Source organism: Photobacterium sp. 53610, from assembly GCF_036409375.1.
GTDB lineage: Bacteria > Pseudomonadota > Gammaproteobacteria > Enterobacterales > Vibrionaceae > Photobacterium.
Genome location: NZ_JAXOFS010000001.1, coordinates 1,213,860 through 1,230,181 on the forward strand (window position 1 = coordinate 1,213,860; position 16,322 = coordinate 1,230,181).

The 16,322-nt window shown below is 53.2% G+C and carries 14 protein-coding genes; 2 read left to right on the plus strand and 12 right to left on the minus strand.

The window, feature by feature from the left end:
* Nucleotides 1-6: 6 nt before the first annotated feature.
* The 5 genes from SPK40_RS05555 to SPK40_RS05575 form a co-directional block, all read right to left on the minus strand.
* A complete protein-coding gene (locus tag SPK40_RS05555; protein WP_330959694.1) occupies nt 7-1,377 on the minus strand; it encodes a glutamine synthetase family protein in 1,371 nt (456 codons plus the stop codon).
* 154 nt (nt 1,378-1,531) lie between these two features.
* Nucleotides 1,532-2,965, minus strand: coding sequence for an NAD-dependent succinate-semialdehyde dehydrogenase (locus tag SPK40_RS05560; protein WP_330959695.1), 1,434 nt, complete (start codon nt 2,963-2,965; stop codon nt 1,532-1,534).
* Between the two features lie 87 nt (nt 2,966-3,052).
* Nucleotides 3,053-3,487, minus strand: coding sequence for a DUF2214 family protein (locus tag SPK40_RS05565; RefSeq protein WP_330959696.1), 435 nt, complete (start codon nt 3,485-3,487; stop codon nt 3,053-3,055).
* A 23-nt stretch (nt 3,488-3,510) separates the two neighbouring features.
* A complete protein-coding gene (locus tag SPK40_RS05570) occupies nt 3,511-4,452 on the minus strand; it encodes an alpha/beta hydrolase (protein WP_330959697.1) in 942 nt (313 codons plus the stop codon).
* An 85-nt stretch (nt 4,453-4,537) separates the two neighbouring features.
* Nucleotides 4,538-5,638 carry a sensor domain-containing diguanylate cyclase gene (locus tag SPK40_RS05575; RefSeq protein WP_330959698.1) on the minus strand — a complete coding sequence of 367 codons (1,101 nt, stop codon included), beginning with the start codon at nt 5,636-5,638 and terminating at the stop codon, nt 4,538-4,540.
* 386 nt (nt 5,639-6,024) lie between these two features.
* Here SPK40_RS05575 and SPK40_RS05580 point away from each other — a divergent pair, with 386 nt between their 5' ends.
* Nucleotides 6,025-6,804: a hypothetical protein gene (locus tag SPK40_RS05580; RefSeq protein ID WP_330959699.1), complete on the plus strand. Its 780-nt coding sequence runs from the start codon at nt 6,025-6,027 to the stop codon at nt 6,802-6,804.
* A gap of 55 nt (nt 6,805-6,859) precedes the next feature.
* Here SPK40_RS05580 and SPK40_RS05585 read toward each other — a convergent pair whose 3' ends face one another.
* The 3 genes from SPK40_RS05585 to SPK40_RS05595 form a co-directional block, all read right to left on the minus strand.
* Nucleotides 6,860-7,327 (minus strand): DUF1772 domain-containing protein, encoded by a 468-nt coding sequence (locus SPK40_RS05585; protein ID WP_330959700.1) that lies wholly within the window; start codon nt 7,325-7,327, stop codon nt 6,860-6,862.
* 6 nt (nt 7,328-7,333) lie between these two features.
* Entirely contained in the window at nt 7,334-9,670 is a 2,337-nt protein-coding gene (locus tag SPK40_RS05590) for a membrane-bound PQQ-dependent dehydrogenase, glucose/quinate/shikimate family (RefSeq protein ID WP_330959701.1), read from the minus strand.
* Between the two features lie 192 nt (nt 9,671-9,862).
* Nucleotides 9,863-10,738 carry a LysR family transcriptional regulator gene (locus SPK40_RS05595; RefSeq protein ID WP_248139728.1) on the minus strand — a complete coding sequence of 292 codons (876 nt, stop codon included), beginning with the start codon at nt 10,736-10,738 and terminating at the stop codon, nt 9,863-9,865.
* A 117-nt stretch (nt 10,739-10,855) separates the two neighbouring features.
* On the opposite strand from SPK40_RS05595, the gene SPK40_RS05600 reads away from it, so the two are divergent.
* Nucleotides 10,856-11,872 carry an NADH:flavin oxidoreductase gene (locus tag SPK40_RS05600; protein WP_330959702.1) on the plus strand — a complete coding sequence of 339 codons (1,017 nt, stop codon included), beginning with the start codon at nt 10,856-10,858 and terminating at the stop codon, nt 11,870-11,872.
* A 75-nt stretch (nt 11,873-11,947) separates the two neighbouring features.
* On the opposite strand, the gene SPK40_RS05605 is transcribed toward SPK40_RS05600, so the two are convergent.
* The 4 genes from SPK40_RS05605 to SPK40_RS05620 all read right to left on the minus strand — a co-directional run bounded on the left by SPK40_RS05605 (nt 11,948) and on the right by SPK40_RS05620 (nt 15,918).
* The gene (locus SPK40_RS05605; protein WP_330959703.1) at nt 11,948-12,430 is read right to left on the minus strand and encodes an SRPBCC family protein; all 483 of its coding nucleotides are present in this window, start codon (nt 12,428-12,430) and stop codon (nt 11,948-11,950) included.
* A 99-nt stretch (nt 12,431-12,529) separates the two neighbouring features.
* A complete protein-coding gene (locus tag SPK40_RS05610; RefSeq protein WP_371929382.1) occupies nt 12,530-13,084 on the minus strand; it encodes a GNAT family N-acetyltransferase in 555 nt (184 codons plus the stop codon).
* A gap of 55 nt (nt 13,085-13,139) precedes the next feature.
* The gene (locus tag SPK40_RS05615) at nt 13,140-13,646 is read right to left on the minus strand and encodes a GNAT family N-acetyltransferase (RefSeq protein ID WP_330959704.1); all 507 of its coding nucleotides are present in this window, start codon (nt 13,644-13,646) and stop codon (nt 13,140-13,142) included.
* Nucleotides 13,647-13,887: 241 nt separating this feature from the next.
* Nucleotides 13,888-15,918 (minus strand): alpha-amylase family glycosyl hydrolase, encoded by a 2,031-nt coding sequence (locus tag SPK40_RS05620; RefSeq protein WP_330959705.1) that lies wholly within the window; start codon nt 15,916-15,918, stop codon nt 13,888-13,890.
* Nucleotides 15,919-16,322 lie beyond the last annotated feature (404 nt).

Genomic DNA, 16,322 nt, shown 5'->3' on the forward strand with positions numbered 1-16,322 from the left:
CCATGCTCAGATAATTTCAAAGTACCGGCTCAGTTCCCAGTCGGTGACCTGCTTTCTGAACTCACGTTCTTCCCACTCACGGCTGGCAGCAAAGTGCTCCACAAAGGCATCCCCAAACAGCGTACGTGCGGCATCTGAAGCTTTGAATCGCTGCGCCGCTTCCCAAAGCGTCGCGGGTAATGCCAGTTCAGCAGGCTGAACTTGGTCGTAAGCATTCCCCGTGACCGCTTCGAGCGGTTCCCATTCATTGATAATGCCGCACAGACCGGAACCAATCGCGGCTGCCAGGGCCAGATAGGGATTGGCATCTGCTGCGCCCAAACGATACTCGATCCGTTGTGTCTTTTCCGATCCCGGAATCACCCGTAAAGCCGTGGTCCTGTTCTCAATTCCCCAGGTGGCATGGGTCGGCGCCCAGAAGCCGGGCACCATTCGGGTATAGCTGTTGATGGTTGGCGCAATCATGCAGAGAAATTCCGGCATCAACCGCTGCTGACCGGCCAGAAACTGGCGCTGGATTTTGCTCATCCCATGCCTGGCTTTGGTGTCGTAAAACGCTGAATTCCCGCCTTTATGATGAAGAGAAATATGCATGTGCCCGCTCTGACCGGGATAGTCCATCGACCATTTGGCCATAAAGGTCGCCAGCAGATCCCGCCGCTGAGCCAGTACCTTCATATAGGTTTTGAACAGTGCCGCTTTATCCGCCGCGGCTTCTGCCTGGTCCACAGCGATGGCGGCCTCAATCACACCGGGGCCGGTTTCGGAATGAATACCTTCGATGGGGAAATCCATGGTCTGTCCCATGCCCAGAATGTCGTGGTACAGCTCGCTGTAAACTGAATTGCGGATCATCGAGTACCCGAACCAGTCCGGTGTGACGGTTTGAAGATTGCGGAAGCCTTTTCCCCGGGCCGAATGGGGCGTTTCACGAAACAGAAAAAACTCATACTCCAGGGCAGCCTGCACATCATAACCAAGCGCATCGGCTTTGGTCAGCACTTTGCGTAACACCCCTCGCGGGCAGACGGCTTCTGCCTTGTCGGCAAACTCAGCAATAAATAACAGCATGCCGGCTTCATCCACCACATCGCGGCAGGTATGAGGCAAAATGCGGACCGGGGCATCCGGGTATCCTGTATGCCATCCGGTAAAACGGGTGTTGTCGTAAAGCTGATCTTTAACATCCCAGCCCAATACCACGTCGCAGAATGAAAACCCTTTTTCAAGGGACGAGAAAAATTTGGCTTTGGACATGTACTTGCCACGCATGATGCCATCGATATCAAACAGTCCGACTTTCACGTGACTCAAACCGCGCTCTTCGACAATCGCCATGGCATCTGCCACAGTCTTTACTGCTCGTGCTTCCATCATCAACCTCACTCACCGGGCCCATCCTGAGGGCAACAAAGGCTTTGAACCGCCCCAAACTCATCCCCTGCTTTTATTAAGCTTAGATGTCAATTTGCAACGTACTGAGATTGATGTGATTTTCAGCAGCCCTCTAAATCAGAAGTATATCGGGCGCTCAGGAATCCAAACCGCCCATGCAGAGATACTTTATATCCATATACTCCTCAATCCCCTGACGACCCCCTTCGCGGCCAAAACCTGACTGTTTCACACCGCCGAAAGGGGCCACTTCGGTGGAAATTATCCCTTCGTTGATCCCCACCATGCCATATTCCAATGCCTCGGCCACACGCCAGATCCGGCCGATGTCACGGCTGTAAAAATACGCCGCCAGCCCGAAAATCGTGTCATTGGCCTGAGTGAGCAAGGCTGCTTCATCATCAAAAGCAATCACGGGGGCTATCGGTCCAAATACCTCTTCCTGCGCAATCGCCATCTCCGGACGGACATCGGCCAGTACCGCAGGGGAAACAAACAATCCTTCTCTGTCCTCACCGCCGGTCACCAATCTCGCGCCATGACTGATTGCATCGTGCATCAGACGGTTGATTTTGGCTTTGGCGCTGTCGTCAATCACGGGGCCAATTGCAACGTCGTCGTCCAGCCCGTTTCCGACGTTCAGCTTTTGCACCGCTTTTGCCAGCTTGGTGACGAATTCCTCATAAATACCGCGCTGTGCAAAGAGCCGATTGGCACAGACACAGGTTTGTCCGGCATTGCGGTATTTTGATGCAACAGCCCCCTGAACCGCTTTATCGATATCTGCATCATCAAAAACTATGAAAGGCGCGTTGCCGCCAAGTTCGAGTGAAAGACGTTTGACCGAATCAGCGCATTGCGCCATCAGTTGGCGTCCCACCTGAGTCGAACCCGTGAATGAAATTTTGCGCACCAACGGGCTGGCACAGAATAAATCCCCTACCGTCCGTGCTGATGAATGCGTCACCAGTTGTAAGACGTCACGAGGGATCCCCGCTTCATAAGCCAGCTCCGCCACTGCGTAGGCACACAGAGGGGTCTGACTGGCAGGTTTGGCAACCACTGTGCATCCGGCTGCCAATGCCGGACCCGCTTTTCGGGTCAGCATGGCGATGGGGAAATTCCAGGGTGTGATCACACAGGCCACGCCGACGGGCTGACGAATCGTGAGAATGCGCCGGTCAGCAAAAGGAGACGGAACGGTTTCTCCATAAGTTCGTTTGGCTTCTTCCGCGAACCATTCGATGAAAGACGCACCATAAGCCACCTCCCCTGCGGCTTCTTTGCGGGGTTTCCCCTGTTCCAGAGTCATCAGTGTCGCCAGATCATCCTGGTTATCCATGATCAGCGTGAACCAGCGATGCAGCAGAACGGCCCGTTCTTTCGCCGTTTTCTGTCGCCATTGCTGTTGTGCGAGGTGACTCTTTGCAATCGCCTGTTGGATCTCAGCTTCACTTTGCGTGGGAATATGGCCCAGTAACTGTCCTGTCGCCGGATTATGAACCGCTAAAGTGCCTTCACCCGGTTCACAAAGCACAGTGATGAGCTGTTTGTTTTTGATCGATTCCATCATTGCCCCCGATAATCGCCTGTGATTGCTTTTCAGCTTAGACGATAGCGGCAATGTCGCAGCGTACGAGGACAACGGGTCACCCCGTTATCCCAGCCCCACCCCGCGCGCCATCAGCACAGCAAGGAACGGGATAATCAGCAGCAGAAGTATCTCCAGCCGAATCGCGATCAAAATGATGGGAGGCACAGGCACACTTTCGCGGGTGGTCCGGCGGTGTTTCAGAAAAAAGACGGTCGGGAAAACAGACAGCCCAGCCACAATCACAAACAACGTCAGCTTGGCATGAAAGACCGGATTGGCACTGTAGAACGATGCAGGCTTACCTACCAGAAACCACAGTCCCAGACCAGCCAGCAGCACCACCACGGCAGACACGCCATAAAGCGCATCCAATCTGGCGAGCCGATGCATCTCTTCGGCTGTCATCCGGCGTTTGATCAGCAGGTGCTCAGCCACCAGCACGGCAAACAACACAAAAATGCCAAGAAAATGGCAATAGCGGATTACAATTTCGAGCATAGTCTGTCCTTCATTCGCCTGAATTACTGATCGTCCCGGCTATTGAGGAAAGCTGCAATCTGACGATAGGTTGCAGCACATTGTTCAGGCACCATATTTTCCAGATTAAGATAAGCGTGAATCATGTCATCTAAATGAAAGTGTTGCGCCTCAACACCAGCGGATGACAGTTTTTGCACATAAGCAATGCCTTCATCACGCAACGGGCAATACTGCGCCGTAATGACCAGCGTCCGGGGCATGCCCGGGGTTACCGGCATCCATAACGGAGAAGCCGTCTGTCTGTTTTCCTGATGCTGGAAATAATGGTCAAAGTACCAGTGCATTTTCTCCTGCTGCAAAAACAGTCCCTGACCATTTTCAGCCACAGACGGCAGGCTCATGGTGTAATCCAGACTGGGATAAATCAGCACCTGATTCGTGACAACAATATCGCTGTTTTGAAAGTCGGCACTGAGCGTCGCGGCCATAGCGCCTCCGGCGGAATCCCCGACCAATGACAACATCGGGAAATATTGCTGATGATGTTTATCCAGCAATCGCCACACCTGAGTGAGCGCTTTCCGGGCATCAGTCAGTCCGGCTGGGTAAGGATGTTCGGGAGCCAGCCGGTAATCCACGGCAATCACAAGATGCTGCGTCACGGCTGCCAGTTTCCGGCATATCCGGTCATACACGGCGACACTGCCGGCCATATGGCCGCCGCCATGCAGAAAAAGAATCACCGGCAACGCTGATTGAGGGGCCGGATGATAAATTCTGACCGGAATATCCCCGGCCTCCCCATCAACACTTGTATTCAGCACCTCAGCAACATCTGGTGCTTGCGTGACAAACGTTGATGTCAGTGTCGCCAGCCCTTCTCTGACAGCCTCAGCAGAGGGTACAAAGCCCGATTCCGTCAACTGTGTCAACGCCTGGTGGTAGGTGTTTAGCCACAGCCGCAATGTCTGATTCAAATCCATCTTCACTTCTGCGTCCTGTTCCCTGACTCAAACTCATTCTGAGTCCCTTTCTCAACCTATTTTGAATTTCTTTCTGAAACTCATGTCAGCTGAGTGTGTCCTGATAAACCGGTTCATCCGAATAAAACTCATACCTGGCTCTTCCGTTTGCCTTGGCACGACACAGCGCCTGATCCGCCTGCGAAATCATCACATCGATAATTTGCTCCGGCTCAATAAACTCTGCCATATCGCCCATACCAAATGGACGGGTTTTCAGATGACAAACCCCGATACTGATTGAGATTTTTTCGTCGATCAGCTTTAACTGCGCCATCCCTGACATCAGCCGATCGCACACCACCCGGATCCCCTCCCGGTCCGTTTCGCCAAGCCAGATGATAAATTCATCGCCGCCATACCGGGCCACAGCATCATAACTCCTTAGCCCACGGCTCAACACTTCGGCAAATGCGGTCAGTACCTGATCCCCCAGCTGGTGACCATAACTGTCATTCAGGGAACGAAAATTATCGATATCAATCAGTAACATGGCCGATTCTGTTTCGGTCTGATACCGTCGTAACTGACTCATTGAGCGGGAAACCAGATCCATAAATACAGCGCGGTTCATAAGCTGCGTCTGAGGATCCACTGAAGCCATTTCTTTCAGCTTGAGATTGAGCTCCCGCAGCTGCTTTTCTTGCTTCAGGCGAACCAGCTCGACTTCTATCCAGCTTGCCATTAGCTGCAGCGCATCAATGTCTTTGTCCTGAAACTGCCGCGGGTAAGGTCCGGGACTGGAAAAATTCAGTGTTCCCCAGGTCATTTTTCCCATATGAATTGGAATCGCGATGTAGGATTCAAGACCAAACTGACGATATGCCGGGTGGCTGCCCAGAATGTCGCTCTGACCCACATGCTCGATGGCAACCACCCCTTCCGCTTCGCAGGTGACCGCACAGTAAGTCATTCCGAATTCAAAGGTGTCTCCCCGCTTGAGCGGCATATGATCAGGGCAGACACAGCTTTCGATGTAATACGTATCTCCTTCAATTCTTGCCAGGATGCCGATATCCAGGTTAAAACGCTCCAGACCCAGCCTGAGTAACATTTCAATCTGATAATCGAAGCCTTTGTCGTATGCCTGAGTGATTTCATGCAAGCGACGAATGACATTTTCACTTTCAGAATAATCAGTATGCATACATTCCCTTGTCTGTATTCCAGCGCAAATGGCTCATCGGCCCTGAAAAGGAATTGACTTAATTTCAGTGCAACTCCCGCTTGTCAATTTTAAAAGATAGCCTATGTAACCCCTTGCACAAAAAGAAATAACCTATGATTTCCCGGAATATCTAAAGCGATCACGCTCCTGAGGCCGGATATAAAAAACAGGCGTCCCGTCTGAGCGCTTCACGTTTTTGACGGCTTTACCTTTGACTCACGGACTGAACTTTGTCTCGAATGTCAGACCAGAACGCAGGATTGACCCTGCCGAATCAGCCTGCTGCCTATACTGAGGACAGCATGGAGCACATTGATTGAAAAGGACAAATCGATTCAACGCTTTTTGATATGGAGTACCCGACCATGTCTCAACTCTTATTTTGCAGGCGCCCGGGCTCGCTATCCGTACTAAGGCCTGCCGTCCTATGGCCTGTTTTGCTGCTCACCATTGCAGCAGACAGCCAGGCGAACAGCGTTCTCCCTGTGTCCAGCAGCAAACTGGCACTTCTGAGTACACAACAGCCCATTTACAATCCGCAGGTCCCCGTTGAGAAAAAGACCGGCCGCATTGACCGGGAAGAACTGCGCTCAGGAATCATGGACAGCCGTCGCACAATGAATGTGGATGCGTACCTTGCCCGTAAGAATCAGAAACAGATTGTGATTCCTGCCAATCGCTACCGGGTGGTCAGCAACATTCGGGTCACCCGCCCGTACGGCAACTGGTACCCGGGCTACGGTCAGTACAGAACCGACCAGGAAGCCACGAAATGGCTCGCCTTCACTGCCATTCATTTTGCGCTGCTGGATCAGCTCAGTGAAACGCAGCAGAGACGGCTCGAACAGGCACAGATTCAGGCCACGACCGTATCTGTTGGCAACTCAGTTCAGTGGCAGGATGGCAACGCTTCCGGCGCCGTGACGGTGACCCGGGAAGGCACCAGCACCAGCGGTCGTTATTGCCGGGAGTTTGTACAGGAAGTCACGGTAAGTCACGGGGCCGGACCTGCCGCCACCGGACAAGCCCGTACCATCTACAACACTCCCGCCCAGGTCAAAACGAAGCAGAATGAAACCATGCAGGCCATGGGGACGGCTTGCAGACTTCAAAATGGGAACTGGGAAATTGTCACCACAGGTTAAGAACCACAAGCAAATGGCTCCGGAGGTTTCCGGAGCCTGAATCATCATGGCAGGTTTACGCCTGTAATATCAGCAGCCCAAAATACACTACACAAGCCAGCACACTCATAGCTGCCCGCATGCCATGCAGTTTTCCCCAATGGTCCAGCAAGACGTAGGTTGACGCGGCGTCTTTGTTCAGCGCTGAAGAACGGAGTTGCCTGTTGATGGGCATCATCATCAGAAAGGTAAATGGAATGACCGCAAAAATGAATGCACCACCCAACAGCCACAACAATGAAGCCCCTGCTGCTGCGGCCGTGACGGCCGCCAGCGTTGAACACAATGCAAGACTGACCTGCATCTTCGCCGCACGCCGGTAACTGGACGGAAATTCGGTCGCGGCCAGTGCCGTACCGCATTCCATTCGGGCCAGATGTTCCACAAGGCTGATATAGCAAGCCGCGCCACAAAACAGACTGCCGCTGAACGCAGCTAAGGCGCCCGACAGTTCAGCCAATGTCATTCCCACTTCTGTCGACATCAGTGTTCAGTCCTTCAGCTGAAATGCCAGAACAAAATCGCCAAGCTTGGTGCCAATCGAACCATGGCCACCAGCGACAATCAGCACCATTTGTTCCCCCTGACTGTTCAGATAAGTCATTGGTGTCGCCTGTCCGCCGGCAGGAAGACGTGCTTTCCAGAGTTCCTCTCCGTCACTGAGGTCGTATGCCCGCAGGTAGTTATCGACCGCGGCCGCCATAAAGACAACCCCGCCTTTAGTAATCACCGGGCCGCCGATACCCGGTACCCCCATTTTCACAGGCAACGGCAAAGGGGTCAGATCCTGAATCGTTCCGTTCTTATGCTGATAAATCACTTTCCCCTGAGTTAAATCCGCACCGGCGACATAGCCCCAGGGCGGTTGCTGGCAGGGGACACCCAACGGCGACAGGAACGGCTTCAGTTCAACCGCATATTCCGCACCTTCATTCGCATTCACCCCATGTTCCCCGACATTCACTTCTCCCAGGTTCCCGGTACTTTTCGGAATGAGCGTCGAAGTAAATGCCAGATACAATGGCATACCGAACATCACCTGCCGTTCCGGATCCACGGCAATTCCCCCCCAGTTGAATACGCCAAAATTACCGGGAAAAACTATGGTGCCCTGTTCCGACGGCGGTGTATAACGGCCTTCATAGCGCAAGCTTCGGAACTGAATCCGGCAATACAGCTGATCGAGTACAGTCGCACCCCACATCTCTTTTTCTTCCAGCGGCGGCGGATTGAACGTCAGCGCTGATGCAGGCTGTGTCGGCGAGGCAAAGTCACCCGCAATGGTTCCCTGGGGCGCCGGGACTTCAGTGATTGGATAGATTGGCTCGCCCGTCGCCCGGTTCAGCACATAAACATCCCCTTGCTTTGTTGGGACAACCAGCCCCGGGAGCAATCCCTGACTGGTCTGAATATCCACCAGGCTGGGTTGTGCCGGTGTATCCATGTCCCACAAATCATGATGGACGAACTGCTGAACCCACACCGGCTTACCTGTCTCCAGGTTCAGCGCAACCACAGAAGTCGCGTATTTTTCTTCATCCGGAGTCCGGTACATCCCCAATTGATCCGGGGTACGGTTCCCCATCGGAAGGTAAATCAGCCCCAGGCTTTCATCAGCACTGGCAATCGACCAGCTGTTCGGAGAACTGGTGGCATACAGCTTGTCTTTGGCGATCGGTTTGGTGTCGGCCGGATTTGCCGCGTCCCAGTTCCACTTCAGCGCTCCGGATTTAACGTCATAGGCCCGGATCACCCCTGACGGTGAATTGATGTCATAGTTATCATTTACTGCACCTGCGACCACCACAACCCCTTTCGCAACCACCGGCGGAGACGTCGCGTAGTAATAGCCAGATTTCGGAAACGGCATATTGTGAAGGAGGTCAAGCACACCATCTTCCGCAAAACCTTTGCAGCGAGCGCCGGTTGCCGGATCCAGCGCAATTAATTTGGCATCGGATGTCGGCAGAAACAGCTGCGCATCACAATCCATACTGGCCAGCGTCTCTGCCTTTTTCGAGCCTGACGCCGTGATGATAGCCGGCTCTCCCTGTGCCGGCGGCAAATAGGAAACACCCCGGCAAGTCTGATGCTGTCTCTGGCTCTCGGTACCGACTTTAGCGTTATACACCCAGCGTCTTTCGCCGGTATCTGCATCCAGTGCCACCAGCCAGTTATGGGGCGTACAGAAATACAAGGCATTGCCAATCTTCAATGGTGTGGCTTCATAGGTGAACTCGCCGATATCGCCTTTCCCCTTGGTATCTCCGGTCTCATACTGCCAGGCCAGCTCCAGCCGGTTCACATTTTTCGGGGTGATCTGGTCCAGCGGTGAATAACGCTGACCAAAGTTACTGCGGCCATAACTGAACCAGTCCGCTTCAGGGGAAGTCCCGAGTGCCGGGTTTTGTACCAGCGGCGCCGTATTCAGCTTTCCTTCCAGCTGATGCGCATCATTGAAAAGACTGCCCAGGGTGACCAGTGCAACCAGCCACCAGTATCCGGTCAGCCGGCTGATCCGGGAGCGCCCCATCAGCCTGAAAGAAAACAGCAACGGGATCCCCAGAATCAGGAGCAGACCCAACCGGCTGGCAAGGGGCCACCAGTCGTACCCGGACTCCCATAACGCCCAGATGAGCGAGCCCAGCAAAAAGAGGCCATACAGTATCTGGGCATTTGCCCGTTTCGTTCTGATCTTTGCCGCCACAAGCAGCAGAACAACACCGGCGAGGGCAAAATACCAGCTGCCGCCCAGCGAGATTAACCATAATCCGCCTCCCAGCAGCACAAGCCCTATCAGTGAATAAAGGATTGCAACGAGCCCCATGCGCCAATTCCTTCTTCGGGTGATTCAGCAAAAACGGGGCGGATGCACTGAGCGCTCCGCGGCGTCAGCACAACGGCCCCTCTGGCTGCTTTGCTCTCAGATTCTGAGAGGACAACAACCTTTTAAAGCGTAGTCTATCCGCAAAGATGCACTGAAATTCAACCAGATGTGACGACAGAACGATACATCGTCTTACGGCTGTGACAAGGTGCCTGCCAGCGTATTAATCCAGCCCGCCCTGACCGGCTCATGAAAACAGAGCCAGATCCGCTGAAGACACTGATACGGACATCCTGTCGTCCTGATCGTCTGAAACCCGTTCTGCTCGGCAACGTAATCTGGCATGTAAGCCAGAAATGCCTGAGTCTTCATTAATGCCAGCAAGGCCGAAACGGAATCCACTCTGGCGCCGGTCCGCCGGGCAAAGGCTTCTTCGTGCCAGCCATCCGTACTCAGCTGACTGCCGGTTTCCCCATAAATTTTGCGCGTCGGAATCACAAAGGGATACGCAATCACTTCAGTGATAGGGATTGCCTGACCTGCTTTTTCGGCCAGCGGATGTGCTGTCCCCGCAGCAATCACAAACTGGCTGTCAGCCAGATGAATCGCCTGGATCCCCGCTACCATCGGCTGTTCATCCGACGTACTCACCAGCGCCACATCCACCTGATGACGGCGTAAACGCTCACAACCTTCATCCATGAACGCTTCGACCGTCACGTCTCCAAACCGGGAGAGCAAAGGCTGCGTGATCATGCCCAGAAAACGGGATTGCAACACTTCTGAGCCACTGCACCTCAGGTGCAGCCGCTGAGGTTGTCCCATTTCGGTTTCTATGGTGTCGTTGACAGCCAGCAGTTCCACCGCACGCTGGTGGAGCTGTCTGCCTGCCGACGTTAACCCCCACTGGCTGCCTGTCCGGTGGAACAGCTCCTGTTTGTAATAGCCTTCAATCCGCCGGATAACTTTAGACACTGTGCCCGGCTGCATCGACAGGACATGCGCCGCTTCCCGGAGGCTGGTCTGGCTGGCGACCGCCACAAATATTTTCAGATCGTCGATTTTCATGCTTGCTACCGTTTCCCAGACGGAAACACTTGTTGAAATCATGTTTCTTTATTCTACATGAGCATTCCATACACTGGACGCTGTTTCTTCAACACTTTGGCCGCGACAGGAGTTGCCATGGCATTCAAACGTTTTCAGCCGTTATCCGTTTCCCGGAACCTGACCCTCAAAAACAGACTGGTTTTACCGCCGATGGCTTCCCAGACAGCGAATACGGATGGCAAAGTCACCGAACAGACGCTGGCCCACTATGCACGTTTGTCCCGCTCTGGCGCCGGACTGCTGATGGTCGAATACAGCTTTGTTACTGAAGATGGCCGAAGTGAACCGCATCAGTTGGGTGCGCACGATGACAATTGTCTTCACGGCCTGACACAGCTCGCTTCCCTGCTGAAAGAAACCGGTGCTGTCGCCGGTTTACAACTCACACATTGCGGCGGTAAAACCACACCGGACGTCACCCCGGATATGATGGGTCCTTCCGGCATCACCGTTCCGGCTTACGACAGAGAGCTCACGGCACCGCGCGCCATGGAGAAAGCAGACATTGACCACTGGCAGCGCGCATTCATTGAAGCAGCCATACGCGCAGAAACCGCCGGTTTTGATCTGGTCGAGCTGCACTGCGCCCATGGTTATGGTCTGAATCAATGGTTATCACCGCTAACGAACCAGCGGCATGATGAATATGGCGGCTCACTGCGTAACCGTGCCCGGATGCTGCTCGAGATCGTTGCCAGTATCCGGCTGTTCAGCCCGGATCTGACCTTAATGGTCCGCGTCCCGGGACAGGACGGCTACCCGGATGGTCTGTCCCGGGAGGATATGGCTCAGGTGTGCGAATGGCTGGTTGAAGCCGGTGTCGCCTTGATCAATGTTTCTTCAGGCATCGGAGGCTGGAAACGCCCGAAAGACAAACGGGGCGAAGGGTATCTCGTTGATGATGCCGCGTACCTGAAACAGCAGTTAACCGTCCCTGTGATTGGTGTCGGCGGCATCGAAACGCCGGAGTATATTGAACAAGCACTGGCAAACCAGTGGCTCGATCTGGCAGCCGTCGGACGCTTTCTTCTGGCTGATCCGGATCATTTCCGGACCACGCTGCTGAGCGAACCAACAGTTCAGACCGCCTAAACGAAAAGCCCTCCTCGGAGGGCTTTCTTCGGTGAGAGAGATGGCATCCGGTTGATTGCTTCCTGATGACTGGCCTTACAGGGTTTTGACCAGCTCAGCCAGTTGCAGCGCACATTGCGACCAGCCTTCATGGAACCCCATTTCTTCGTGTTCTGCCCGGCTTTGTTCACTCCAGTGCTGAACCCTCGCGGTATAACGGGTTCCGCCCTCACAGGGTTCAAAGGTCAGCGTTACCGTCATAAAAGGCTTTTCAGAAACTTCCCAACCTGACACAAAGGCATCGGTAAAGACTAAACGTTTCCCCGGCACCACCTCCAGATAAACGCCTTGTGCCGGAAATTCCTGCCCGTCCGGACTGCGCATGACAATCAGGCTGAGTCCTCCGGGCCTGACATCCAGCGTTGCAGATGCCACCGACCAAGGCGCCGGGACGTACCAGACTTTCACCAGTTCCGGATCTGTCCAGGCCCGGAACACTTTCTCCGGTGTGGCCGGAATCACACAACTCAGTCCAAGTTCCTTTGCTGTACTAGTGGTCGAAATATCATCAAGCGTCATGGCAATATCCTTTTGATTGATTCAGCTGATGAACCATAGTCCAATTTTCGATGACCGGTGCCACAGATATTTCAGACACGCCTGACTTCATGACTGGGCTCACTGGCTTCTGACCAGCCATTCAGAGCGCGAAATCCGGTAAAGACAATGCTCCGCCAATTGATGATCGGCAGGCAACTTCGGGTGCAGAAAGTTCTGCAGGCAATCCGTCATCCCCAGTTTTTTCATGACACGCTGAGAAGGCAGATTCGAAAGCGCCGTAAACGCGTAGACATCCGGGGCATTTAAATCATCAAAGGCAAACTGCAGAGCCCGTTCCGCCGCTTCAGGGGCCAGGCCCTGGCCCCAGTATTCAGACGCAAGCCGCCAGCCAATCTCAACAAAAGGCGCATTGGGAATCTCCGAGTCCTGATAATGCAGTCCGACAAACCCAATAAAGGTCCCGGTTTCTTTCAGCTCGACAGCCCAGAACCCCCAGCCTTTTTCTTCAATCAGTGCTCGCGCACGATGAGCGGCCTGCTGACTTTCTTCCTCCGACAAAGTCGACGGGAAATAACGCATCACAGCCGGATCTGCCGACATCGCAGCAAAAGGAACCAGATCTTCATCTTTCCATGGCCGGATGATCAGCCGGGGTGTTTGTAACTCAATCATTCTTGACTCCATTGAATTCCCTGATTGTTATTGTTTCGTCCTGACAAAATTACCTTTACGCATTCAGGAGTTTGGCCATATAGATTTCATCGAAGAACGCACCTTCAACCCGCATCGAATCCCGCTTCACGCCTTCTTCCTGAAACCCTGCTGACACATACAGTTGCCGTGCCACTGTGTTATGTGCCATCACCGTCAGTTCGAGACGATGAAATGCATGGCTTTCAGCCCAGGTTTCCAGTGCACAGAGTAATTTTCGCCCGAGCCCCTTCCCTTGGTATGTCTGACGCACACCAATCACACAGTACATCGCATGCCGGTTCCGGTTTGCATGACCACCAATCCCCACCACAAACCCAGCTATCTGATTGTCCTCAGCTTCTGCCACAAACATCACCTGCTGGCGGCTTCCGGTAAACGCCTTGATGTGATCCGACTGCTGCGCGACAGTCAGCTGACGCTCACCCGGCTCGAATAACATAAAGGCTGTTTCTTCATCCAGTGTATAAAACAGCGCAACCAATGCCTCGGCATCTGACGTGGAAACCGGTCTGATATTCATACTTTCCCTGACTGCTGATAATTTTCATTTTCGGAACCAAACGGCCACAATATTAAACAGAAGGCATAAAAACAAGTGTAAAATCAGTCACTCGGGATGAAATTGCTTCAGCGCAGGTAATGGTGTGGAAGTCGGCGTGTATCATTTGTGGCTGAAAGATAAGCCAGAAAAAATAGGAATCAGCCCCGCAGCACTCACTGCAGGGCTGCAGGACTAGTCACTTTAAGTTAGTCACTTTGAATCAGTCACACTGAGAGACCATGACTTGCTCGGGCTGGCCCTGAGCATCAAACTGAAGGCTCCAGACATACCGGCCGGCTGCAGGCAACAGCGCAGAGGTATCTTTCCCGTAACTGCCTGTTGTCAGGACTGCTGCCTGCCCCGGCGTCAGTTCCAGTCCCTCTGCGGTATATTGCGGCGACCAGTCTTTGCTGGCGTACTGCATCCGGAAACTGCCCGCCTGTTCGCTGGTGATCACCTGATACAGATTCAGCCCTTTGTAGCTCAGCTGACGCCGGACCACATGTTTCCAGCCCGAATCCGTGAAATCCCCGACAACGAACAACGTTTCATTCACCGGCCCGGTTTCTGCTGCATCCGGCAGATCACACCGGGCCATGCGGCCGCTTCCTTTCAGCGCTGTTCCTGCTTCCACTTTTGCCAGAACAGGAGAAACCGGTAATTCTACGGCCAGGAAACGTGCCTCAAAACCGTTCAGCGGGATCTCATATTTTCCCGCTGACGGTGTAAAACGCTCGCCCGTCATCAGATCCGTTAATTCGCCTGCCGACCCCAATTCACCCGTTGTCAGTGTCCAGTGCGCTGTCTCTTCGGTCGTGCTGACCATATAAATCAGGGTATCGGTTCCCTTTTCTTTCCGGTCAACATAGACCTGCTCATTCGCCAGCACACTGATCCTGTCACCATCATACAGCGCCGGATGTGATGCCCGGAGTGCCATCAGACGGGCCACAAAGGCTTTCAGGTCAGACTGTCGGGCATTCAGCACAGCCGTCAGTCCCTCTATTTTCGCGCTGGAGCGGGCAACATGGTCATCACACAAGCCCATCACCGCACAGGTACTGTCCGGTGCTTTGTCGGCGAAATCCGGCACTTCATCTCCGATTTCATCCCCGTAATACAGCGTAATCGGGCCGCTGTACGCAGCGAGGAAAGACATCACGGCTTTGTGACGCTGCCAGTAGGCCTCATCTTCCGGCTCTGCAATTTTGCCGCGCTGTAACAAATCACCAAACCGTACCAGATCGTGATTGCCAAGCATCAGATTTGGCTGTGCATGGCTGGGATACAGACTGTGCAATGCCATGCCCTGCGCCAGCCAGTTGCCCCCTTTGCCACCCTGACTGTTTTCATTCACAGCAAAGGTTTCCACCAGCCGGTATCGCACCGGAAAATCGAATGCAGAACACAACGCAGGCATGCCTTCAGGGCCATAACCGGTCTGATTGATGTAGTTCTCGTTATTCCAGATTTCCGCGACAAGATAACCCAGCGGATGGACGGCTTCTCCTTCCGCATTGCGATAAGTCACCGACCGCGAAGTCTCATCAACGGTTTGTCTGATTTGCTGCCAGGCTTCAGGCGGGACCTGATAAGCCTGATCCAATCGCCAGCCGTCAATTTTCAAGGTTTTGATCCAGTACTCAGCCACCTCCTGATAAAACGGCAGACTTTCCGGATAACGCACCGGGTTACTGCCGCCCACGGGTTTCTTTCCTGTCGGAGAAGGCATGACATTGTCTTTGTGATGACCAAAAACACCGTCAAAGAACACATACATTCCCCGGGCATGCGCCTGATCGACCAGTTCCTTTGCCTGAGCCATCGAACCAAAACGCGGATCAATGGCGAAGTAATTTGTCGCATAATAGCCGGTTGCATCCAGCCGGTCGGCCCAATGGTCCTGTCCTTCGAGTGGCTTGGAATCAAACACAGGCGTCAGCCAAATGGCATTCATGCCCAGCGACTGAATATAATCCAGAGAATCAAGAATACCTTTCAGATCCCCCTGATGATGACTGGTACCGTACCCGGTCCCGTGACCAACGGCACTGTCACCATCGACAAAACTCTCGACCATAACCTGATAAATCCGCAATTGACTGGCTTCTGATGCCGTCCCGGATTGACAGGCATAAGGAATGCCCGGCAAAGCGCCCGCCCCTTCAACCGGTCCGGAACCGCCACAGCCGAGCAGCAATCCGGGTAACGCCACTGCCAGTGCACCCAGAATTAAATTTCTGCTTTTCACTTTTCTCTCCCTGTGAGGTGACTCTTATTCAACGTCATTATTGAGAAAACGGATGCGGAATAAATCAGCCCTGAATGATTTTTCAACGGCGTAGACGGGGGGATGGAGAAAAAATAGAGCACACCGGATGTTGACAGAGATCAATTAATTACCGGAATATCAATGAGAATATTTTTACCTAAATTTAACTTGGCAAAACATTTACATCAAGAATTATAAAGATAACAATCAATAATAAAACAAATCAAAACAACAGCCTCTATTTGTCTGAATCCTATGAACACAACATGTAAAGAAAATGATGAAAGTCCGCCGAAAACATCTGTAAAGTACTCGCTGATCGCTTCATTGCTCGCATGCTTCATTTTGGCTGTCAGTTTTAGCGGCATTTATTTGCATGCAAG

Excerpts from the sequence above, each read along its gene's own strand:
- SPK40_RS05595 (WP_248139728.1), bottom strand. The coding sequence starts at position 10,738 with ATGAAAATCGACGATCTGAAAATATTTGTGGCGGTCGCCAGCCAGACC.
- SPK40_RS05605 (WP_330959703.1), bottom strand. The coding sequence starts at position 12,430 with ATGACGCTTGATGATATTTCGACCACTAGTACAGCAAAGGAACTTGGA.
- SPK40_RS05565 (WP_330959696.1), bottom strand. The coding sequence starts at position 3,487 with ATGCTCGAAATTGTAATCCGCTATTGCCATTTTCTTGGCATTTTTGTG.
- SPK40_RS05610 (WP_371929382.1), bottom strand. The coding sequence starts at position 13,084 with ATGATTGAGTTACAAACACCCCGGCTGATCATCCGGCCATGGAAAGAT.
- SPK40_RS05570 (WP_330959697.1), bottom strand. The coding sequence starts at position 4,452 with ATGGATTTGAATCAGACATTGCGGCTGTGGCTAAACACCTACCACCAG.
- SPK40_RS05590 (WP_330959701.1), bottom strand. The coding sequence starts at position 9,670 with ATGGGGCTCGTTGCAATCCTTTATTCACTGATAGGGCTTGTGCTGCTG.
- SPK40_RS05585 (WP_330959700.1), bottom strand. The coding sequence starts at position 7,327 with ATGTCGACAGAAGTGGGAATGACATTGGCTGAACTGTCGGGCGCCTTA.
- SPK40_RS05600 (WP_330959702.1), top strand. The coding sequence starts at position 10,856 with ATGGCATTCAAACGTTTTCAGCCGTTATCCGTTTCCCGGAACCTGACC.
- SPK40_RS05580 (WP_330959699.1), top strand. The coding sequence starts at position 6,025 with ATGTCTCAACTCTTATTTTGCAGGCGCCCGGGCTCGCTATCCGTACTA.
- SPK40_RS05560 (WP_330959695.1), bottom strand. The coding sequence starts at position 2,965 with ATGGAATCGATCAAAAACAAACAGCTCATCACTGTGCTTTGTGAACCG.
- SPK40_RS05615 (WP_330959704.1), bottom strand. The coding sequence starts at position 13,646 with ATGAATATCAGACCGGTTTCCACGTCAGATGCCGAGGCATTGGTTGCG.
- SPK40_RS05575 (WP_330959698.1), bottom strand. The coding sequence starts at position 5,638 with ATGCATACTGATTATTCTGAAAGTGAAAATGTCATTCGTCGCTTGCAT.
- SPK40_RS05555 (WP_330959694.1), bottom strand. The coding sequence starts at position 1,377 with ATGATGGAAGCACGAGCAGTAAAGACTGTGGCAGATGCCATGGCGATT.